This is a genomic window from Candidatus Thiosymbion oneisti (genome assembly GCF_900092655.1).
Lineage (GTDB): Bacteria > Pseudomonadota > Gammaproteobacteria > Chromatiales > Chromatiaceae > Thiosymbion > Thiosymbion oneisti.
The window spans coordinates 1-21,269 of record NZ_FLUY01000088.1 but is presented as its reverse complement, the minus strand read 5'-3'; the positions used below and the strand labels follow the sequence as shown (position 1 = coordinate 21,269).

The window sequence follows — 21,269 nt, the reverse complement described above, 5'->3', positions numbered from 1 at the left end:
ACTGTAGCTCAATGCCACGGCTTCATTAGAAGCGATTACAGCAGTGCCTGGAATGACGCGAATGACGCAGCCCCGATCCCTCACCGGCAAGGCCCTGATTCTGGGCCTGGGCAAGACCGGTCTGTCTTGCGCCCGTTATCTGGGGAACCAAGGGATTACCGTGGCGGTCATGGATTCGCGCCCAGCGCCTCCCGAGCTGGCGGTGGCACGTGAGGAATTGCCGGACCTGCCTCTGTTTCTTGGCGGCTTTGATCCGGCCGTCATCAGGGCCGCTGAACAGCTGATCGTCAGCCCTGGCGTGTCCTTGCGGGAACCTCCCATTGCCGAAGCAGCGGCGCGGGGGGTGCCGGTGCTGGGGGACATCGAGCTGTTCGCCCAGGCCGTGCGCGCCCCGGTGGCCGCTATTACCGGCTCCAACGGCAAGAGTACGGTCACCACCCTGTTGGGGCGGATGGCGCACTTGGCCGGCGTCCGGGCAGCGGTGGGCGGGAACCTGGGACAACCGGCCCTGGAGCTGCTCAATGACGGCGTGCAGCTCTATGTGTTGGAGCTGTCCAGCTTTCAGCTCGAATCTACCCGGTCCCTCGCACCCGAGGCGGCGACCGTGCTCAATGTCTCGGCGGATCATATGGACCGTTACGACAGTCTCGCCGATTACGCCGCTGCCAAGGCGCGGATCCTATCCGGGGCCCGAACGGCGGTCCTCAACCTGGACAATCCCCAGGTGCGGGCCATGGCGGGTATAGCGGACCGGGACACTGGATTTTCCTTAGGTCCACCGGAGCAGGCATCGGATTTCGGATTGATCGAGCACGGCGGTGTCTCCTGGATCGCCCACAGAGGTGAGCGTCGGCTACCGGTCGCCGAGGTTGCTATAAGGGGCCGCCACAATCTGGCCAATGCCCTGGCCGCGCTGGCTATGGGTCAGGCCTGTGGGCTGCCAGAGGCAGCCATGTTGGAGGCCCTACGTACCTTCCGTGGACTGCCCCACCGCACCGATCTGGTGGCCACCAAAGGGGACATCGACTGGTACGACGACTCCAAGGGGACCAACCCAGGTGCGACCGTCGCTGCCCTGAAGGGTCTGGTCGATCCCGCGGGTCCCAGGCGGGCGGTCCTCATCGCCGGCGGCGAGGGTAAGGGTGCCGACTTCACCCCCCTGGTAGCGGTGGTGGAGAGAATGGCGCGGGCGGTGGTCCTGATCGGGCGCGACGCCCCCCTGATCGAACGTGTGCTTGATGGCCGGGCGAAGATACTGCGCGCGCGTGACATGATAGATGCGGTGCGCCGCGCCCTCTCTGCCGCGCGGCCCGGCGATTGTGTGCTGCTCTCCCCGGCCTGTGCCAGCTTCGATATGTTCGAGGACTATGCCCATCGAGGTCGGGTCTTCGCGGCGGCGGTGGAGGCACTCGAGGTATGAGCGCCGAAGATCAGACCCCACAGACGAACCTCAACGCGCATCCCGACGCTGCGGGAAGGCGGGCGGATCCCGATTCGAAGGCGCCGCAGCGGGATCGCCGGCAGATCGGTCGGTTGCCGGACCTGGACTGGCCGCTCCTGGCCTGTGTGCTGGTGCTGTTGGGATTCGGGTTCGTGATGATGTCATCCGCGTCCATGCCCATTGCCGATCGTACCTTCGATGCCCCGCTCCATTTCGTGATCCGGCATGCCCTGGCCCTGGGGCTGGCCGCGGTGGCGGGAATCCTGGTGTTTGCCACCCCCTTGGCCTGGTGGGAGCGGTCGGGACCCGTCTTGTTCTTCTTAGGTCTAGTCTTGTTGGTCCTGGTCCTGGTGCCGGGAATCGGGCGTACGGTCAACGGCGCCAGCCGTTGGATTCCGCTTGGGCCCCTCAACCTCCAGAGCTCCGAGTTCATGAAGTTCTTTGCCGTCATCTTCGTGGCCGGCTACCTAGTGCGCCGCCGCGAGGAGGTGGTCACCAGCCTGTGGGGATTTCTCAAGCCCATGATCCTGATGGTGATCGCCAGTGCCCTGATCATGCGCCAGCCGGACTTCGGCACCACCGTCATCCTGCTCGCCACGGTGCTGGGTCTGTTGTTTCTCGGTGGTGTCCGGCTGACCCATTTCGCGGTTCTGTTCGCGATGCTGACGATGGCCGCCGTGGTCCTGGTGGCGCTGGAGCCCTATCGGCTGGAACGGGTTACCTCCTTCATGAATCCCTTCGCCGACCCCTTCGATACCGGCTTCCAGCTCTCCCAGGCACTCATCGCCTTCGGTCGCGGGGAGTGGCTCGGGGTCGGGCTCGGGAACGGCATCCAGAAACAGTTTTTTCTCCCCGAGGCCCACACGGACTTTCTGATGGCGGTCATCGGTGAGGAGCTCGGGCTGGTGGGCACCCTGGCGGTGATCGCCGCCTTCGGTTTTTTCCTGTGGCGGGTGCTGGCCATCGGTGTCCGTGCCGAGCGCGCCGGTTGCTGGTTTGCCGCGTACGCGGCCCACGGGTTCGGGTTGGGCATCGGCCTCCAGGCCATGATCAACATCGGCGTGAATCTCGGTCTGTTGCCGACCAAAGGGCTCACCCTGCCCTTCATGAGCTACGGGACCAACAGTATCATCGTCACCTGCATGGCGGTGGGACTCCTGCTGCGGATCGACCGGGACCTGCGGCTCGGGACCGTGGAGCGGAGATCCGCGGAGGGGATGACATGGGCCCCCGCCTAGCCCTCATGGCCGGGGGCACCGGCGGTCATGTCTTCCCCGCCCTGGCGGTGGCCGAGTTGCTGCGCGAGCAGGGTATGGAGGTGTTCTGGATCGGCACCCGGCGTGGCCTGGAGGCACGGCTGGTCCCCGCGAACGGATTTCCCCTGGAGTGGATCGGCATCGAGGGGCTGCGGGGCAAGGGGGCGCGGCAGATCCTGGCGGCCCCCTTCAAGCTCTTGGCGGCCCTGCGTCAGGCAGCGGGTATCCTGCGTCGGCGCCGTCCCGATCTGGTATTGGGGATGGGCGGCTTTGCCTCCGGGCCCGGTGGACTCATGGCCAGGCTCTTAGGTATCCCCCTGGTGATCCAAGAGCAGAACCGGATACCGGGACTTACCAATCGCTACTTGTCCCGCATCGCCGCGCGGGTGTTCGAGGCCTTTCCCGGTAGCTTCCCTGAAGGACGTGGCGTGGTCACCAGTGGCAACCCGGTCCGGCCGGAGATCCTGGCCCTACCGGCGCCCCAGGAGCGGTTGGCGGCTCGGTCCGGTCCCGGCCGTCTGCTTGTGATCGGGGGGTCCTTGGGGGCCAAGGTGCTGAATGAGACCGTCGCCGGGGCGGTTGCCACCTTGCCTCCCGAGCAGCGGCCGCAGATCCGCCACCAGGCCGGTGAGCGCACCCTGGAGACGGCCCGCAGGGCCTTCCTCGACGCTGGGGTCGAGGCCGAGGTGACCCCCTTCATCGCGGACATGGCCGCGGCCTATGCCTGGGCGGATCTGGTGGTGTGCCGGGCCGGCGCCCTGACCGTGTCCGAGCTGGCGGCGGCGGGGGTGGGCTCGATCCTGGTGCCCTATCCCTATGCGGTGGACGATCACCAGACCGCCAACGCCCGCTACCTGGCAGACGTGGGTGCCGCGCAGCTCTTACCCCAGACCGAGCTCTCCACGGCGTCCCTGGGTGCGGCGCTGGCCGGGCTTTTGGGCAACCGATCACGCCTGATCGCGATGGCCCAGGCCGCCCGTGGTCGGGGGTCGCCGGATGCGGCGGCGCGGATCGCTCGGGCCTGTTGGGAGGTCGGTGGGGCATGAGCGTGGCGATGCGTTTCGGGGCCGATAATATGGGGCGGATCCGCCACCTGCATTTCGTCGGTATCGGGGGTTCGGGCATGAGTGGGATCGCCGAGCTCATGACCAACCTCGGCTATCGGGTCTCCGGCTCCGACCAACAGGCGAGTGAGGCAACCCGGCGGCTGGAGGGCCTGGGCGTGATGGTCCGGATCGGACACCGGGCCGAGCAGGCACAGGGGGCCGATGCGGTGGTGGTCTCTACCGCCATCAACGCGGACAACCCGGAGCTGTGCGCCGCCCGAGCGCAGCGGATCCCAGTGGTACGCCGCGCCGAGATGTTGGCCGAGCTCATGCGTTTCTACTATGGGGTGGCGGTCGCCGGAACTCATGGTAAGACTACGACCACCAGCCTGATTGCGAGTGTGCTGGCCGAAGGCGGGCTGGATCCGACCTTTGTGATCGGTGGGCTCCTGAACAGTGCCCGCGCCAACGCCCGATTGGGCACGAGCCAGTACCTGATCGCCGAGGCCGACGAGAGCGATGCCTCCTTCCTCTATCTGCAGCCTATGCTGGCGGTGCTCACGAACGTCGACGCCGACCACATGCACACCTACGACAATGACTTCGATCGCCTCCGCAACACCTTCATGGAATTTCTGCACCATCTGCCCTTCTACGGGTTGGCGGTCTTGTGTATCGACGATGAAGAGGTCCGCGCCCTGGCGCCCATGATCCCACGTCCGGTGCGTACCTATGGCACCCGTGCGGAGGCGGACATACGAGCCGAGGAGATCTGCCAACAAGGCCTGCGTATGGTTTTCTCCGTGCATTGGGAGGGGCGGGAGGGACCCCTCCGGGTGGAGCTCAATCTGCCCGGGCGTCACAATGTGCTCAACGCCTTGGCCGCGATCACGGTGGCCCTGGAGCTGGGCGTGGAGGAGACAGCCATCCAGCGCGCATTGCGCGACTTCCAGGGTATCGGCCGCCGCTTTGCTGTCCGGGAGATCAAGGCGGGGAACGGTCGCGAGCTGATTTTAGTGGACGATTACGGGCATCACCCGCGGGAGGTAGCGGTCACGCTCGAGGCGGCGCGCCGTGGTTGGCCGGGGCGGCGACTGGTGCTGGTGTTCCAGCCGCACCGCTTCACCCGCACCCAGGAGCAATTCGAGGATTTCGTGCAGATACTGTCGGATGCGGATGTACTCGTCTTGTGCGAGGTCTATGCGGCGGGGGAATCGCCGCTGCCGGGCGCCGACGGCCGCACCCTGAGCCGTGCGATCCGGGCCCGCGGCGAAGTGGATCCGGTGTTCGCCCGCGACTTACAGGATGTGCCCCGAATGCTGGGGACCCTGCTCGAAGACGGCGACCTAGTCCTGACCATGGGGGCTGGCGATATCGGCGCCCTGGCGGGCCGGTTGCCGGAGCTTTTGAGTGATGAGTGATGAGCTCGTAGGATGCGGTGAGCGCGGTGATTCTGAGCTTGCCAGCCGGTGCGCGCTCTCCCGCGCGAACCGCATCGATGATGCCGTTCGCCGGGGCATCCTACCGATGACATTGAGCCGACAGAATTTTCCCGAAGGATTTGTCCGCAAATGAACGCGAATAAACGCAAATCGGTTGCAAAAGGTTACATTATCTTTCTATCCGCAGATGACACAGATTCTCACAGATTAAAAAGTAATCGTTCAGACCCCGCTTCGTCATTCCGGCAGGGATTGCCGGAATCTGCCGGTGCCATGGATTGCAAAAGCGGCAGCGGCCTGAACGCTTGCGATATTGGATTAGAGGAGGATGTCGATGTTTCAAATATCACGCCAACAATACAGCAGTTTGTCAAATAGATTTCTAAGAAACAACATCTATAACAAGATCATATCCGGCTTTCCTGAGCTTTCAGCACAATACGGAGATAACGATCTCAAATATATGATCTATGTTGCCTGTAACAGGGCCAGTAAGCTCGGCGTGCATTCCATCAAGGCGTACCATCAATATGCTTTATTGTATATTTCGACCAAAGGTAAGCTCGAATCTCCCGAAGTGGTGAAGTTTCTGAATCTTGAGAAGTATACGATGGATCAGAAGTTGGATATGTTGGTCCGTCAACTCCGCTACACGAAAGGATAACAGGAGAATGACTGATTTTTGAATAAAAGGAGATTATAATGCCGGCTCCGGCTATTGGCCTTGCTGTCCTTGTTCCGGAGGCCGCGGCGGCGCTCGCCGCGGCGGCAAAAGCCACTGTGGCTGTAATCGGGGGTGCATTGGGACTGGCCGGCGTGGCAGTGCTCGCCGAAAAGATCGACGAGCAAACGGAAGGCGAGTCCAAAGAGCGGCCAGAGAATGATATATGTGTGCATTGTGAAAAGGAAAAGCGAAGGGAGACTAATAAGGAGCGAACGCGGCGAGAAAAAGCAGCCCGCAAAGAAAAGAGGGAGAACGAGCGTGCATCTGATAGATATGTTGATTGGAGGAAAAAGAAATTAGAGAAGCGGGGAGGCAAAGATGCCACTCATAAGGCCCATGACAAGAAGAGGAAAGGGGAGTCGGACCGCTCCAGAAAACAGATCGACGAAGACTATGAACAATAGTTCCAGAGAGGGCAATTCCAGGTGGAAGATACCGAACGACTGATTGATGCGGTGAACAATGGGCGTATCGAGGAAGTAAGAGGCTTTCTGGCCCGTGGGGCAAGCGTCGATACCACCGATACCGACGGCGATAGCCTGTTACTCCTAGCCGCCGGTGAAGGCGACCTGGAGATGGTGAAGCTCCTGCTGGCGCGGGGAGCCGATCCGCTCCATGTGGGGAGTGACGGCTTCGTCGTTTGGCACTGGGCCGCCTATGGATGTTCCCTGGAAATCGCCCGTTTGCTGCTCCCCCTGAATCCACATATCGACTTGAAGGATTACGACGGCATAACACCTTTGGGGTACGCCCTGATGGATGATTGCATGGAGGTCGCGGAGTTCCTGTTGGTCCATGGCGCGGACCCGGACTCCACCGACGATAACGGTCGGACCCTATTGCATGACGCGGCGGCTCGTGGGAATGAGAAAGGGGTGCGTCTACTCCTGAAATATGGTGCGCGGATTGATGTAGAGGACAAACGCGGTGCCCTGCCTTGTCAATACGTCCCGGACGATAAGGAGGAGTTATTGCTGAAGCTCATCCCCGAAGACGGACTGGGAGATACCGAGCGACTGATCGATGCGGTGAGCAATTGGCGTGTCAAAGAGGTCGAAGATTTTCTGGCCGGGGGGGCGGATGTTAATACGACCGATGCCGACGGCGATAGCCTGTTACTCCTGGCCGCCGCTGAAGGCGACCTGGATATGGTGAAGCTCCTGCTGGAACGGGGTGCCAATCCGTTCCATGTCGGCAGTAAGGGTTTCACCGTTTGGCACTGGATTCCCTTCGGGTGTTCCCTGGAAATCGCCAGCTTACTCCTTCCCCTGAATCGGCATATCGACGCGAAAGCTCATAATGGTGCGCCGCCTTTGTGGTATGCCGTGGGGCGGGGTTGCACGGAGATCGCGGAGTTCCTGTTGACCCATGGCGCGGATCCGAACCATTCCAGCCCTCGTGGTCGGAGCCTGTTGCACTATGCCGCTAGTCTTGGGAACGAGAAGAACGTCCGTCTGCTCCTGAAATATGGCGCGCGTACCGATCTAGCTAGCAAGCGCGGCGTCCTGCCTTATGAGTGCGTCCCGGACGACAAGCCGGAGTTGTTATCGGTGCTCACCCCTGAGAACCAACAGGTTGCTTTATCTTGATTTTCACCTTCGGTGGGAATGAAAAACAGGAAGTACCGATATTAAGCGTATTCTTCGTGTATACGCGGGATAAACGAGCTATTATCGTTTCAGCCAAAGACATGTCAGAGAAAGAAAGGCGTAGATATGCCAACTAAAACCCCAGTTTCAAATGCCGGCACCTACCAAGAGATCGGGGCATTTTGGGATGACCATGATGCTACGGAGTTCGGAGAACAAACAGATGCAAGGTTCCAGGTGAATGTATCGTCCCAACACCGGTACTATCCAGCAGATAAGAACCACGGATGGACACGGATAAACACAGATCACAACTCGTGTTTATCCGTGTCCATCCGTGGTTCCAAAGAATACCCATGAATAGCGACCCGGCCAAAGCCTCATTACCCCTCCGCGGCGAGCTGCGCGTAGACGAGCCGCTGGCCCGTCACACCAGCTGGCGAGTGGGGGGACCGGCACGCCGGTTTTTCCGGCCAGCGGATGCCGCCGATCTGGCGGCCTTTCTGCGTGGCCTGGATCCGACCGAGCCGGTGTTCTGGCTCGGGCTGGGCAGCAACCTGCTGGTGAGCGACGCGGGTTTTGCCGGTACCGTGATCCAGACCCAGGGTTGCTTGAGTGTCTTGAGGCGTGTCGGGGAGCGTGGGATCCGGACCGAGTCCGGGGTCTCCTGCGCCAAGGTGGCGCGCTTCGCTGCCAGGCTCGGACTCACCGGGGTGGAGTTCCTGGCCGGGATCCCCGGCACCATGGGCGGCGCCCTGGCCATGAATGCCGGTGCCTATGGGGGAGAGACTTGGGACCGGGTCGGGCGCGTGCTCACCATCGACCGCCGGGGCGAGCTGCGTGAACGTCTGCCGAAGGACTTCCGCATCGGTTACCGCCGGGTCCAGGGTCCGCCGGGCGAGTGGTTTTTGGGGGCGGAGCTGGCGCTGGAGCCGGGGGATGCCGCGGCCAGCCTGGAGCGCATCCATGATCTACTCGAGCGGCGGGGACATGCTCAACCGATCGGGCTTCCGAGCTGCGGCTCGGTGTTCCGGAATCCTCCCGGCGACCATGCCGCACGGCTCATCGAGGCGGCAGGTCTGAAAGGATTGTGTGTGGGCGGTGCGCAAGTATCGGAAAAGCATGCGAACTTCATCGTCAACATGGGGACCGCCAGCGCGTGGGACATCATCCGACTCATCGAACGAGTACAGTCAGAGGTGGCGCGTACCAGCGGTGTGCGCCTGACGCCCGAGGTGTGTCGGGTCGGGGGTTGGGGGTCATGACCTCGCAGGCGGACGAGTTCGGCAAGGTGGCCGTGCTCCTGGGCGGACAGTCGGCCGAACGTGAGATCTCCCTCAAGAGTGGTGGTGCCGTGTTGACGGCCTTGGTACGTCAAGGGGTGGACGCCTATGGACTGGACCCGGCGCAGACCGGTGCCTTGGAGCAGCTAGGTAGCGGTGGATTTGCGCGGGCGTTTATCATCCTCCACGGTCGCGGCGGCGAGGATGGACAGATCCAGGGTGCGCTCGAGACCATTGGGTTAGCCTACACGGGCTCGGGGGTGTTAGGCTCGGCCTTAGGGATGGATAAATACCGTTGCAAGCGCTTGTGGCAGGGTTGTGGTCTGCCGACCGCGGACTTCGCATTATTGCGGCAGGAAGCGGACCTGGCGCAGGCAGGGGCCCTGGGTTTCCCCCTCATGATCAAGCCGGCCCGTGAGGGCTCCAGCCTCGGGATGGCACGGGCGGACGATCCCGAGACGCTGGTCAAGGCCTGGCGCGCAGCGGCGCAGTACGATGCCCTGGTCCTTGCCGAACGCTGGATCAAGGGTCCCGAATATACCTGCGCCGTCCTGAACGGCGAGGCCCTGCCTCTGATCCGCCTGGAGACGCCGCGTGCCTTCTACGACTATGAGGCCAAATATCTTGCCGATACCACCCGTTACCTGTGCCCCTGCGGCCTGGATGCCGAGTCGGAGTCATGCCTTAAGACCATGTGCCTGGATGCCTTCGATACGGTCGGCGCCGCCGGCTGGGGGCGGGTGGATTTTATGCTCGACGGCGGTGGGCAGCCGTACCTGCTGGAGGTGAACACCGTGCCCGGCATGACCGACCACAGTCTGGTACCCATGGCCGCCCAGGCCCATGGGCTGGATTTCGATGCCCTGGTTTGGCGCATCCTAGAGACCAGTCTTGGGGAGACCAGCCTTGAGTAGCCCCGAACAAAGGATAGCCAGGGAGCGCAGGGCCGAAGAGCCGGCCTTGGGTCGGCGGTTGATGCGCTGGGTGTGGGCGCTGGGGTTGTTGTCCCTGTTGGGAGGTGGCGGTTACCTGCTGATGCGTTGGGAGCCCCAACGGCTGCCGGTACGGGTGGTAACGGTGGATGGGGCGCTCAGGCACCTGTCGTCGCATTATCTGCGAGAGACGGTCAGCGCGCAGCTGAATGGTGGCATCCTGACGCAGGACCTGGTGGGGCTCAAAAGGGCGGTAGAGGCCATCCCCTGGGTACGGTCAGCAAGCTTGCGGCGTCGCTGGCCGGATCGCTTGGAGCTCACGGTGGTGGAGCGGGTAGCCGTGGCGCGTTGGGACGAAGACACCTTGGTAGATGCCGACGGCGTGATTTTCAGGCCCGAGGCCGGTGACATTCCGCGGGGGCTTCCCAGGCTTTCGGGAATGGACCAGGATGCCTTGCAGCTGGTGAAGCGCCTTGTGGACTGGGAGCCGCGGCTGCGTGCCCTTGGCCTCGAGATCGAAACCCTTGCCCGGGATGCCCGCGGGGCCTGGACCTTGCGCCTGAGTGCGGGATTCAGCCTGGCCTTGGGCAAGGAGCGGGTTCAGGAACGGATCTTAAGGTTCATCCGGGTCTACCCCCGGTTGGCCGCCACCGGGGTGCCGTCGCTGATGGATATGCGCTACAGCAATGGGTTGGCGGTCCGGTGGGTGGGAGGCGAAGGCGATGCTCCGGGGCCTGACGCCGTGGGAGCCGTGCGGTCAGCAAAACTAAAGTCCCGGACCTCGGGACCCTCCAGGAGTCGAACCGAATGTTGAGACGAGGCGAAAAGAATCTCCTGATCGGACTGGATATCGGTACGTCCAAGATCGCCGCCCTGGTGGGCGAAGTGAAGGACGACGAGGGGATCGAGATCATCGGAATCGGTACCCACCCATCCTGGGGGCTCAAGAAGGGTGTGGTGGTGGATATCGAGTCCACCGTGCAGTCCATCCAACGCGCGGTGGAAGAGGCGGAGCTCATGGCGGGTTGTGAGATCCACTCCCTCCATGCCGGCATCGCGGGCAGCCATATCCGCAGCCTCAACTCCCACGGCATTACCGCCATCAAGGAGCGGGAGGTGTCCCAGGCGGACGTGGACCGGGTTATCGATGCGGCCAGGGCGGTAGCGATTCCGGCCGATCAAAAGATTCTCCACATCCTCCCCCAAGAGTTTATCATCGACGAGCAGGAGGGCATCCGCGAGCCCATCGGTATGTGCGGAGTGCGGTTGGAGGCCCGGGTTCACATGGTCACGGGCGCGGTCAGCGCGGCTCAAAACATCGTCAAGTGCATTCGGCGCTGCGGGCTGGAGGTAGACGACTTGGTCTTGGAGCAGCTCAGCGCCAGCTATGCCGTCCTGGGCGAGGATGAGAAGGAGCTGGGCGTCGCCTTGGTGGACATCGGCGGTGGTACCACGGATCTGGCGGTATTCACCGACGGTGCCATCCGCCACACGGCCGTGATTCCCATCGCCGGCGACCAGGTGACCAACGACATCGCCGTCGCCCTGCGGACCCCCACTCAATACGCGGAACAGATTAAGATCCAATACGCATGTGCCTTGACCCAGCTCGCCAGAAACGGCGAGACCATCGAGGTCCCCAGCATCGGTGAGCGTCCGGCTCGGCGCCTTGCCCGTCAGACCCTGGCGGAGGTCGTAGAGCCACGCTACGAGGAGCTCTTGGGCCTGCTCCAAGCGGAGCTGCGCCGCAGCGGCTTCGAGGACCTGGTGGCGGGAGGCGTCGTCATGACCGGCGGCAGCGCCAAGATGGAAGGGCTCACCGAGCTGGCCGAGGAGGTCTTCCATATGCCGGTTCGGCTCGGTGTCTCCCAGCACGTAACCGGCCTCAAGGATGTGATCAGTGATCCCGTCTACGCGACCGGCGTCGGGTTACTGATGTATGCCCGGCAGCACCGGCTCATGCAGCGCTTGGAGCTGTCGGAGTCCGCCGGTCTGAAGGCGATCTGGGAACGGATGAAGAGCTGGTTTCAAGGCAATTTCTGAACGTCCGCCTGCCCTGGCTGGGGACCGGCGGGCGTGACTGGGCAGTACGCGGGCAGGGCCTCCATGAGATCCTGCAAGACGAGTCGATCCAATGCGGGTAACTATTGAGCAAAATCAGGAGAAAACCGATGTTTGAACTAGTGGATACCAACGGCCAGGATGCGGTCATCAAGGTGATCGGTGTCGGCGGCGGCGGCGGCAATGCCGTCAACCAGATGGTGGAGTCTTCCATCGAGGGGGTGGATTTCATCTGCGCCAACACGGATTCCCAGGCCCTGAAGAGCTCCAACGTCAAGACCATCCTCCAACTGGGGGCGGACATCACAAAGGGACTCGGCGCCGGCGCCGACCCCAAGGTGGGCAAGGAGGCCGCATTGGAGGACAAGGAACGCATTCATGATGCCCTGGAGGGTGCCGACATGGTCTTCATCACGGCCGGCATGGGCGGTGGAACCGGGACGGGTGCCGCTCCGGTCGTTGCCCAGGTGGCACGGGAGCTGGGCATCCTGACCGTAGCCGTGGTGACCAAGCCCTTTGCGTTCGAGGGCGCCAAGCGGATGAAGGTGGCGGTGGAGGGGATCTCCGAGCTGGCGAGCCACGTCGATTCACTCATCACCATCCCCAACGAGAAGCTGCTGGCCGTGCTCGGTAAGGAAATGAGTCTCTTGAACTCCTTCAAGGCGGCCAACGATGTGCTCCTGAACGCTACCCAGGGGATTGCCGAGCTCATCACCCGTCCTGGCCTCATCAATGTGGACTTTGCGGATGTCAAGACCGTCATGGCCGAAATGGGTCAGGCGATGATGGGGACGGGCATCGCCAGTGGCGAACAGCGGGCTCGGGAAGCGGCCGAAGCGGCCATCAACAGTCCTTTGCTGGAGGACATCGATCTGGCCGGTGCCAAGGGGATATTGGTCAACATCACCGCCGGCATGAGCTTGTCCATCGGTGAGTTCGACGAGGTGGGCAATACGGTGCGGGACTTTGCGGACGACGACGCCATCGTGGTGGTCGGCACCGTCATCGATCCCGACCTGAGCGAGGAGCTGCGCGTGACCGTGGTCGCTACCGGCCTTGGAGAGGGGCGCAGAGCGCAGCTTTCGAAGCCGGCCATGGGCGAGTCGCCGATCCATCTGGTGCCACGCGGGGGCACGGGGTCGGTTACCCCCGATTACCGGGACATGGAGCGCCCGGCGGTCTATCGCAAGGGCTACCAGGGTGTCGCTGCGGCCGCGGTCGCGCAAGCCCACCCGGATGCGGTCGAGGAGACGGATCTGGATTACCTGGATATTCCCGCGTTTCTGCGCCATCAGGCGGACTGAATCACTGAATCACTGAATCAGGGTAAACCAGAAAAGAGGATCACGAAGAAAATCAATAAATTTTCTTGTAAAGACGTTTCGTACCTGATTAAATAGAGGGAAAACCCTAATCGAGGAAACCCGGGGTTGTTCCCTCCGCCTCCGATGGACGGCTGAGATGGACAAACACGAGAACCAAGGAAGGACACCCCCGGGTTGGCGTTAAACGGCTGGGATGCCTCCTTGCGAAGCACCCCTGACGAACGCAGGGTGGCTTCCGCAGGGCAGAAGGCACGGGGAGTGCGATGGGAGGTATGGTAATGATCAGGCAGCGAACCCTGAAAAACGTGATCCGAGCTACCGGGGTGGGGTTACATACGGGCAACAAGGTTTGCCTGACATTGCGTCCGGCTGCGACGGATACCGGGATCGTGTTTCGCCGCGTCGATCTGCCGCAGCCGGTGGAGATCCGTGCCTGTCCCGAGAACGTGGGCGACACCAGGTTGTCGACTACCTTGGTCAAGGGGGACGTAGGTATCTCCACGGTGGAGCATCTGCTCTCCGCCTTCGCCGGTTTGGGGATAGACAATGCCTACGTCGACGTGAGTGCCCCTGAGGTGCCCATTATGGACGGCAGCGCGGGGCCCTTTGTGTTCCTGATCCAGTCGGCCGGTGTCGAGGAGCAAAATCGGCCGAAGCGTTTCATCCGTATCAAGCGGAGGGTGGCCGTGGAAGATGGGGACAAACGCGCCATCTTTGAACCCTACAATGGGTTCAGGGTGGATTTCTCCATCGATTTCGATCATCCGGTCTTCGTATCGCGGGTGCAGGAGGCCAGCGTGGACCTCTCCACGACCTCCTTCGTCAAAGAGGTCAGCCGCGCGCGGACATTTGGCTTCCTGCGCGATATCGAGGCATTGCGCCAGAGCGACCTCGCCCTTGGCGGCAGTATGGACAACGCCGTCGTGGTGGACGACTACCGGGTGCTCAACGAGGAGGGTCTGCGCTACGAGGACGAGTTCGTCAAGCACAAGATCCTCGACGCCATCGGTGACCTCTACCTGCTTGGCCATTCGTTGATCGGCGCCTTTTGCGGGCACAAATCCGGTCATGCCCTCAACAACTGCCTGCTGCGGGCGTTGATGGCCGACGCAACGGCATGGGAACAGGTTGTGTTCGAGGATTTCAAGTCCTCGCCGATTTCCTATCTGCAGCCGTTGGTTGTGTCGTCCTAGCGATTCCGTGTGCCGGTCTTCGCCAGCCGGCGCAGCGCGGCTGCAAGCCGGGCATCTTCGGTGCCTGCGGCCGCGTCCATCAAATGCTGTACCGTTGTTGCAGACAGCTTGTTGTTTGAGGCCTTCGAGGAGGATATGGAGGCACCAGGCCGAACGCGGATGCGGCAGGTGACGATGGGGCCATGACGCGGGGTGAGATGATGCTCGAGCTCCGGGGTAAAGAAGCGTAGGCGTGACGACCAGACCGGGGAATCCGTGAGCAACGTCAGTACGCCAGTATCGAGGGAGGCGTACAGACAGTGCTCATCCAGGGGCGGGGGCAGGACGGCTTGGATCTCACGCAACAGCTGGGTGTGGCCTTCGATCGCGGCGAAACAACCAGCGGTTTTCTCATTCTGTCGCAGGAAGCGGCAGGCGTGTTGGAAGCGTTTAGGCACGAACGGAAGTGCGGCTCGAATGGGGGTATTGCTGACAGGACGGCCAGAATTTGCTAAAATTACGAAATTATTCAGCTTGATGGAAGGTTTCATTATGAATCGAACTTACTTACGACACAGAAGCGGGTGGAAAGGCACCGCCGCGTGGGGGATCGTTCTCGGTGTTTTGGTTACCGCGGCGGCGGGGGTCGGTTTCTGGTACGGTCGAGCGAGTGTGCCACTGAGTCTGATATCTCCGCAGATGGTTCCTGTGTTCGAGGCAATGCTCAAGGAGGAGCGCAAGATGTTGGAAGCGGCCCGCTGGAAGTCCCAAGCTCAGCTTGATGTCTTGTCCGGTCGGATCGGCGATCTGCATGCCGAAATTCTCCGCCTGAATGCGTTGGGGGGGCGCCTGGTGGAGATGGCCGGGCTGGATGCCGAGGAGTTCGATTTCGAGAGTCCGCCCCCCTTGGGCGGTCCCGCCGATGCCCGAGTGAGCAATGAAATCGAGGTGTCAGAACTATTGAGAGAGGTAACCGACCTGTCCGGTTTTATCAACGACCGCAGGCACAAGCTGAAACAGCTTGAGCAGATGATCATGGAGAAGGGCCTCGGGAAACACGCTGTCCCCTCTGGATGGCCGGTTCGGTCCGGCTATATCACCTCCGGGTTCGGATATCGCATGCATCCGATCCTCAAAAAGTACCACCTCCACAGCGGCGTCGATTTCGCCGGCAAGCGGGGAACACCCATACTGGCCACTGCCGACGGGGTCGTCATCTTCAGCGGTTGGGAGTCCGGATATGGCCGTATAGTGAAAATCCGTCATGTGAATGGCCTGGTAACCTGCTACGCCCACAACCAGAAGAACCTGGTCGAGAAGGGCGACCTGGTCAAGAAGGGACAGACGATCGCCAGGCTCGGCTCCAGCGGGCGCTCCACCGGTCCCCACGTTCACTTCGAGGTCCGTAGGTACGGCAAGGCCATCAATCCCATGAACTACGTCGGCGCCAAGTCGTACCGGAAAGAGGACGGCTGAGCAGCCTGCCCGCGCAGACCTCGCATTGCGTGTAGGTTGGGTTAGGCGCGCAGGGAAACGCTGCGGAGGGCACAGCGTCGAACGCGCCGTAACCCAACACGACACCTTCCCAGGCAACACCAAATAACGCCGAACAGCGCCAGGATCGAACGAGACCAATCCTGAATTATTTGGCACTGTTTGGGGGACCGGACGTGTTGCGTTCGACGCACCAAGGCTTGCTGATCGTCTGCCAGGTCATTGCCGGCGTCTTAACGCAACCTACACCCACATGACCCCCCGCGCAGCCTGTCCGCGCGGACCTCGTATTACGTGTAAGTTGGGTTAGCCGCGCTGGAAAATGCTTCGGGGGGCACGGTGTCGAACGCGGCGTAACGCAACACGACGCTAAGATCCGTTTTAACCAGACAGCTCTAAGATCCCTCCTCGCCGCGCCAATTCCTCACAATCGCCCACGTTCGGATCTAATGTCAACGGCTCCTAAGACCGATGCAATATCTCAGTACCCGCGGTGGGGTTGAGCCTGTCGGTTTCTCCGCAGCCGTGATGATGGGCCTCGGCACCGACGGCGGGTTGCTTCTGCCCGCGACGGTGCCCCAGGTCGGTCCCGCTGAACTCCGCGACTGGTCCGACTTAGGCTTACGGGACCTGGCGGTGGAGCTCATGCTTCCCTTCGTTGGCGACGCCATCCCGCGCGCCGATCTGGTCGCGCTGATTGACCGCTCCTATGCGACCTTCTCCCACCAGGAAATAACGCCGCTGGTGCAGGTCGGCGGGCAACGCGTCCTGGAGCTTTTCCACGGTCCCACGGCGGCCTTCAAGGACGTGGCGCTGCAATTTCTCGGGAATGTCTTCGCGTACCTGCTCGCACGCGACGGTGGGCGGCTGAACATCCTGGGGGCGACTTCGGGGGATACAGGTTCGGCGGCCATCGCCGGGGTACGTGGCAAGGACCGGATCCGGATCTTCATTCTGCATCCCGCGGGCCGGGTCTCGCCGATCCAAGAACGGCAGATGACCACGGTGTTGGATGCAAACGTCCACAACATCGCCATCCGCGGTACCTTCGATGACGGCCAACGCATCGTCAAAGGCCTGTTCAACGATCTACACTTCAAGCAGCAATACCACCTGGGCGCGATCAACTCCATCAACTGGGCCCGCATCCTGGCCCAGATCGTCTACTACTTCTACGCCTGGGGTAGGATGAGTCGAGGCGATCCCGGATTCCGGATCAGCTTTGCGGTCCCCACCGGAAACTTCGGCGACATCTTCGCCGGCTACCTGGCCAAGCGCATGGGGTTGCCGGTAGACCGGCTGCTCATCGCCACCAACCGTAATGACATCCTGACCCGGTTCGTTACCGGCGGTCCCTACGCGGCGGGCGAGGTCCATCCGACCTTGAGCCCGGCCATGGACATCCAGATCGCCTCCAATTTCGAGCGCTACCTGTATTTTCTCGTGGGTGAAGACCCGGCGGCAGTACGAACCCTGCTTTCAGCGTTGGACCGTACCGGGTACATGCAGGTAACGGCGGAGCAGCGGGTGACCCTGGCCAGTGATTTCGATGCCGTGGCCGTCGGCGACACCCAAATCCTAGACCAAATCCGGGAGACCTACGAGCACGACGGTTACATCCTGGATCCCCACACCGCCGTTGGCGTACAGGCCGCCCGGCACCGTGCCGATATGGTCTGCCTGGCCACGGCGCACCCGGCCAAGTTCAACGACGCGGTGTACCAGGCCATCGGTATCCAGGCGCCCCCACCACCCTGTCTGCGCGAACTGCTGGAGAAAGAGACCCGCTGCGTCTTGCTGGATGCCACGGAGGAGGCGGTACGGGGACATATCCGCAGCACCCTGGCAGCGATCGGCGACCGGCCGTGAACCAGCCTGAGATCCTCGATACCACCCTGCGGGACGGCGAGCAGACCCACGGGGTCTCTTTCTCCCCGGAGGAGAAGACCAACATCGGCAAGGCGCTGCTGGAGCTGGTGCGGGTGGACCGCATCGAGGTGGCCTCCGCCCGGGTGTCCAAGGGTGAGATCGAGGCCGTGTCCGACATCATCGACTGGGCGCAAGGCGCAGGGCTGGCCGACCGGGTCGAGGTACTCGGATTCGTCGACCACGGAAAGAGCGTGGACTGGATCCTTAAGTCCGGTGGGCGTGTAATCAACCTACTGGCCAAAGGCAGCGAGAAACACTGCCGGCACCAGCTCGGCAAGACGCTGGGCGAGCATCTCAACGACCTGTGCGCGAACATCGAGCTCGCCCGCGAAAAGGGATTGGCCGTCAACCTCTACCTGGAAGACTGGTCGAACGGCTACCGGGACAGCCGGGGGTTCGTCTACCGGCTGGTGGACGGGCTTGCCGACACGGGCGTCGGTCATTTCATGCTCCCGGACACCCTGGGCGTGATGACCCCGGAGCAGGTTACCGCCGCCATGACGGACATGATCCGGCGCTTTCCCCACCTCAAATTCGACTTCCATCCCCACAACGACTATGGACTGGCCACGGCCAACGTGATCGCGGCCGTCCAGGCGGGCGCGGCGGCGGTCCACTGCACCATCAATTGCCTGGGGGAGCGGGCCGGGAACGCCTCCCTGGCAGAGGTGGCGGTCAACTTGCGTGACCAACTCGGATTGAACCTAAGGATCGACGAGTCCCACCTGGTCCAGGTCGGCGAGCTGGTCGAGCATTTCTCGGGCAAGCGTACCGCCCACAATGCCCCTATCGTAGGCGAGGACGTCTTCACCCAGACCGCCGGCATTCACGCCGACGGCGACCATAAGGCCAGCCTCTACCATACTCGGCTGAGCCCGGAGCGTTTCGCCCGCAGCCGTCGCTACGCCCTGGGTAAACTCGCGGGCAAGGCCTCTCTGCTCAAGAACCTAGAGCGCCTCGACATCAGCCTCTCGGAGGAGAACCAACACAAGGTACTCCAGCGGGTTATAGAACTCGGAGATTCCAAGAAGGCTATCACCAGCGACGACCTGCCCTTTATCATCACCGAGGTCCTCGAGGGCAAGGACTACACCCATGTCGAGCTGCTCTCCTGCACCGTCACCAGCAGCCTGGACCTGCAATCTACCGCCAGCATTCGTGTCCGGCTGCAAGACGAGGTCTTGACCGCCGCTGGCAGCGGCAACGGCGGCTTCGACGCCTTCACCGGGGCGCTTGCCAAGATCCTGAAGAAAAAGGGGCTTGCCCTGCCCAGGTTGGTAGACTTTGAGGTCCGGATCCCTAAGGGCGGACACTCCGACGCCCTGACCGAGTGCATCATCACCTGGGCCTGCGAGACCGGTGAGGTCCGCACCCGCGGCGTGCACTACAATCAAGTGTTCGCGGCCATCAATGCCACCCTGCGGGTACTGAATCTGCAGATCCAAGGCTCCCTCCAGCAGTCGCGCTCCATCGATTCTACCGCCTGAGGCGGTTCGGGTTTGGGTTTTGCCGTAATGCTGAGAAGGGGCCAGTGGCGTTTGAGTCGTTACATGACATCTGAATTCAGTACAATTAGCGACCAGAAATGAAAAACGAGCAGATGGCTTCCTCAACCGCTTGATCGACAAAGCCCCGTTCAAAATCACCACACTCCTCACCGACAACGGCAAGGCATTTACCGATCGCTTCGGCGCCTCCGGCGAGTGCCAGCCAGCCGGCGTCCATCCCTGCGATCGGGTCTGCGCCGCCAACCGCATCGCGCATCGTCTGATCACGCCCGGAACCCCCCAGACCAACGGTATGACCGAACGCTTCAACGGCCGCATCGCCGAGGTGCTGCGCACCCACCGCTTCGACTCCGCCGCCTCCCTCCAGGCAACCCTCAAACGCTTCGTCTACCTGTATAATCACCGCATCCCACAGCAGAACTTGCACCCCAAAACGCCCCTCCGGACACGCCAACAATGGTACGCACACCAGCCCCAGCTGTGCAAAAAATATCCTCGTAATCATCCGGGACCTGACACCTAATGATAATTGCTGTCCACGTAGATTCATAGCGTCGGTTTTTTTTGAGAGACATAACGCCCCGCATCAGCGGCCAACAAAGCGTGTAGCGTTTTGTTGGTCCGACTGCATGCGCTTGTTAGGCGGCATGTAGTTTCTTGACTTTGATGCCTTTGCTTTCTTTCTTTGCATGCCAAAGATCATATTGGATTTGCTGATTTAACCAGCTTTCAGGAGAAGTGTTAAAAGCCTTAGACAGGCGCAAAGCCATCTCCGGGTCAATTCCGGAACGGCCATTGAGAATAGAGGACAAGGTGTTGCGACTGACACCTAAAGCTTCCGCGGCATCGGTTACGCTCAAACCCAAAGGTTCAAGACAAAGATCCCTGATAATCTCTCCTGGGTGGGGTGGGTTATGCATATTCATAATCAGTGATAGTCCTCGTAATCGACATCTATCGTATCAGGGCCATCAAACCTAAAGGTGACACGCCAGTTACCGCTAACTCGAACTGACCAGCGGCCACGATACTTACCACGGAGCTGGTGTAAATAAAGACCCGGTAAATCCATGTCCTGTGGCGATGTCGATGCATTTAGTCGGCCAAGAATGAGCCGTAAGCGTTTGCTATGGGCTGATTGGATGCCGGAGGCGGTTCCCTTCGTAAAATATTTCTCCAGTCCCTTGTGTTTGAAACTCCGGATCATGGCGTGAAGTGTAACGCATTAGGTTACGGGTTACAGGTTATAAATTGGATATTCGAATCTGATCACTATCATGCATCATTTTTCTATGTTGGTCAGATACCAATTGCCATTAAGTTGGCTGTTGGCCGCTTGTCAGAGAAAAGTACGAATCGCGCGAATCAATTAGCGAAGATTCGCGTGATTCATAGTTTTCCCTCCTTTTGACCGACCGGTAACGCTTAACTTAATGGCATTGGGTCGCTTGCAGCCGAATGTTAGACGAATGAATCTGAAAAACGACCCATCAATTGAGCTTGGCCTCTCTTTCCTCGCTTTCCTCGAAACAAAATGGGTGTCCTTTTAATTCTTTTTTAATTCTCTTCGTGGCCGAGTTGGCCCCTGTGATTGGGTGTCTCGTCACCCGCCGTCAGGTGGTGATCGCCACCCAACACGGCGTAGCCCGGTAGGTTGGGGTGAGCTTGCGAACCCCAACAGATCGTTGTATTGAGCCAAAGATGTTGGGGTTCGTTCCTCACCCCAACCTACGCGGGCTTTCAGTTGTGACTAAGCCAGCAGAATGTGATGAGCTTGAACCGCCGCCAGAGTTAGGCGGGTCCGGGTTTAGCCACTTGTTATGCCTAAATGCTTGATGCTTGCTCATAGCTTGCTATTTTCTCCCTACATAATTTTTCAGTTACAGCCTGTAACTCTTGTACTCGCTCCGCAAGCCAGTTAAGCTCTTCTTTTGTGATTGTGTAACTTGGTTTATATCGGGCATCCACATAGGCTTTCCGAAGCAACTTAAACCTTTCTTTTTCGACATCGGTAGCGCGTGGAAATATAGACAAGAACCTTGGCTCTATGCTTGATACTCTTTGACC

21 protein-coding genes are annotated in these 21,269 nt (G+C 61.1%); 17 read left to right on the top strand and 4 right to left on the bottom strand.

Annotated features, from left to right (window positions below; all coding sequences use genetic code 11):
- Nucleotides 1–61: 61 nt before the first annotated feature.
- The 13 genes from murD to lpxC all read left to right on the top strand — a co-directional run bounded on the left by murD (nt 62) and on the right by lpxC (nt 14,292).
- The gene (gene murD, locus BQ17_RS00785) at nt 62–1,420 is read left to right on the top strand and encodes a UDP-N-acetylmuramoyl-L-alanine--D-glutamate ligase (RefSeq protein WP_439645631.1); all 1,359 of its coding nucleotides are present in this window, start codon (nt 62–64) and stop codon (nt 1,418–1,420) included.
- Nucleotides 1,417–2,679 carry a putative lipid II flippase FtsW gene (ftsW, locus tag BQ17_RS00780; protein WP_089723857.1) on the top strand — a complete coding sequence of 421 codons (1,263 nt, stop codon included), beginning with the start codon at nt 1,417–1,419 and terminating at the stop codon, nt 2,677–2,679. The genes murD and ftsW overlap by 4 nt, the downstream gene beginning before the upstream one ends.
- Nucleotides 2,664–3,743 (top strand): undecaprenyldiphospho-muramoylpentapeptide beta-N-acetylglucosaminyltransferase, encoded by a 1,080-nt coding sequence (murG, locus tag BQ17_RS00775; RefSeq protein WP_089723856.1) that lies wholly within the window; start codon nt 2,664–2,666, stop codon nt 3,741–3,743. The genes ftsW and murG overlap by 16 nt, the downstream gene beginning before the upstream one ends.
- A complete protein-coding gene (gene murC, locus BQ17_RS00770) occupies nt 3,740–5,164 on the top strand; it encodes a UDP-N-acetylmuramate--L-alanine ligase (protein ID WP_089723855.1) in 1,425 nt (474 codons plus the stop codon). The genes murG and murC overlap by 4 nt, the downstream gene beginning before the upstream one ends.
- 150 nt (nt 5,165–5,314) lie before the next feature.
- The gene (locus tag BQ17_RS19995; RefSeq protein WP_141699018.1) at nt 5,315–5,563 is read left to right on the top strand and encodes a hypothetical protein; all 249 of its coding nucleotides are present in this window, start codon (nt 5,315–5,317) and stop codon (nt 5,561–5,563) included.
- 324 nt (nt 5,564–5,887) lie between these two features.
- The gene (locus tag BQ17_RS00760; RefSeq protein WP_089723853.1) at nt 5,888–6,313 is read left to right on the top strand and encodes a hypothetical protein; all 426 of its coding nucleotides are present in this window, start codon (nt 5,888–5,890) and stop codon (nt 6,311–6,313) included.
- A gap of 21 nt (nt 6,314–6,334) precedes the next feature.
- Nucleotides 6,335–7,498 (top strand): ankyrin repeat domain-containing protein, encoded by a 1,164-nt coding sequence (locus BQ17_RS00755; RefSeq protein WP_089723852.1) that lies wholly within the window; start codon nt 6,335–6,337, stop codon nt 7,496–7,498.
- A gap of 356 nt (nt 7,499–7,854) precedes the next feature.
- Entirely contained in the window at nt 7,855–8,763 is a 909-nt protein-coding gene (gene murB, locus BQ17_RS00750; RefSeq protein WP_089723851.1) for a UDP-N-acetylmuramate dehydrogenase, read from the top strand.
- Nucleotides 8,760–9,695 (top strand): D-alanine--D-alanine ligase, encoded by a 936-nt coding sequence (locus BQ17_RS00745; protein WP_089723850.1) that lies wholly within the window; start codon nt 8,760–8,762, stop codon nt 9,693–9,695. The genes murB and BQ17_RS00745 overlap by 4 nt, the downstream gene beginning before the upstream one ends.
- Nucleotides 9,688–10,527: a cell division protein FtsQ/DivIB gene (locus tag BQ17_RS00740; protein ID WP_141699017.1), complete on the top strand. Its 840-nt coding sequence runs from the start codon at nt 9,688–9,690 to the stop codon at nt 10,525–10,527. The genes BQ17_RS00745 and BQ17_RS00740 overlap by 8 nt, the downstream gene beginning before the upstream one ends.
- Nucleotides 10,521–11,756: a cell division protein FtsA gene (ftsA, locus tag BQ17_RS00735; protein ID WP_089723848.1), complete on the top strand. Its 1,236-nt coding sequence runs from the start codon at nt 10,521–10,523 to the stop codon at nt 11,754–11,756. The genes BQ17_RS00740 and ftsA overlap by 7 nt, the downstream gene beginning before the upstream one ends.
- Before the next feature lie 128 nt (nt 11,757–11,884).
- On the top strand, nt 11,885–13,078 hold the full coding sequence (gene ftsZ / locus BQ17_RS00730) for a cell division protein FtsZ (protein ID WP_089723847.1): 1,194 nt from the start codon (nt 11,885–11,887) through the stop codon (nt 13,076–13,078).
- 299 nt (nt 13,079–13,377) lie between these two features.
- Nucleotides 13,378–14,292, top strand: coding sequence for a UDP-3-O-acyl-N-acetylglucosamine deacetylase (lpxC, locus tag BQ17_RS00725; protein ID WP_089723846.1), 915 nt, complete (start codon nt 13,378–13,380; stop codon nt 14,290–14,292).
- On the opposite strand, the gene BQ17_RS00720 is transcribed toward lpxC, so the two are convergent.
- Nucleotides 14,289–14,729: a DciA family protein gene (locus BQ17_RS00720; RefSeq protein WP_176722229.1), complete on the bottom strand. Its 441-nt coding sequence runs from the start codon at nt 14,727–14,729 to the stop codon at nt 14,289–14,291. The genes lpxC and BQ17_RS00720 overlap by 4 nt on opposite strands.
- A 94-nt stretch (nt 14,730–14,823) precedes the next feature.
- Between BQ17_RS00720 and BQ17_RS00715 the strand changes: the two genes are divergently transcribed.
- The 4 genes from BQ17_RS00715 (at nt 14,824) to BQ17_RS00700 (ending at nt 19,725) form a co-directional block, all read left to right on the top strand.
- Nucleotides 14,824–15,747 carry a M23 family metallopeptidase gene (locus BQ17_RS00715; RefSeq protein WP_218067989.1) on the top strand — a complete coding sequence of 308 codons (924 nt, stop codon included), beginning with the start codon at nt 14,824–14,826 and terminating at the stop codon, nt 15,745–15,747.
- A 489-nt stretch (nt 15,748–16,236) separates the two neighbouring features.
- Nucleotides 16,237–17,634, top strand: coding sequence for a threonine synthase (gene thrC, locus BQ17_RS00710; protein ID WP_089723843.1), 1,398 nt, complete (start codon nt 16,237–16,239; stop codon nt 17,632–17,634).
- Nucleotides 17,631–19,181, top strand: a complete 1,551-nt coding sequence (locus tag BQ17_RS00705) for a hydroxymethylglutaryl-CoA lyase-like TIM-barrel protein (protein ID WP_089723842.1) — start codon at nt 17,631–17,633, stop codon at nt 19,179–19,181. The genes thrC and BQ17_RS00705 overlap by 4 nt, the downstream gene beginning before the upstream one ends.
- A 130-nt stretch (nt 19,182–19,311) precedes the next feature.
- Complete coding sequence (locus BQ17_RS00700; RefSeq protein ID WP_176722227.1) at nt 19,312–19,725, top strand: integrase core domain-containing protein; 414 nt, start codon at nt 19,312–19,314, stop codon at nt 19,723–19,725.
- Between the two features lie 115 nt (nt 19,726–19,840).
- On the opposite strand, the gene BQ17_RS00695 is transcribed toward BQ17_RS00700, so the two are convergent.
- The 3 genes from BQ17_RS00695 to BQ17_RS22230 form a co-directional block, all read right to left on the bottom strand.
- Entirely contained in the window at nt 19,841–20,128 is a 288-nt protein-coding gene (locus BQ17_RS00695; RefSeq protein WP_089723840.1) for a HigA family addiction module antitoxin, read from the bottom strand.
- A 2-nt stretch (nt 20,129–20,130) separates the two neighbouring features.
- Complete coding sequence (locus tag BQ17_RS00690) at nt 20,131–20,409, bottom strand: type II toxin-antitoxin system RelE/ParE family toxin (protein WP_089723839.1); 279 nt, start codon at nt 20,407–20,409, stop codon at nt 20,131–20,133.
- A 617-nt stretch (nt 20,410–21,026) separates the two neighbouring features.
- The coding region (locus tag BQ17_RS22230; protein ID WP_218067988.1) for a HEPN domain-containing protein at nt 21,027–21,269 on the bottom strand (243 nt) is incomplete at its 5' end.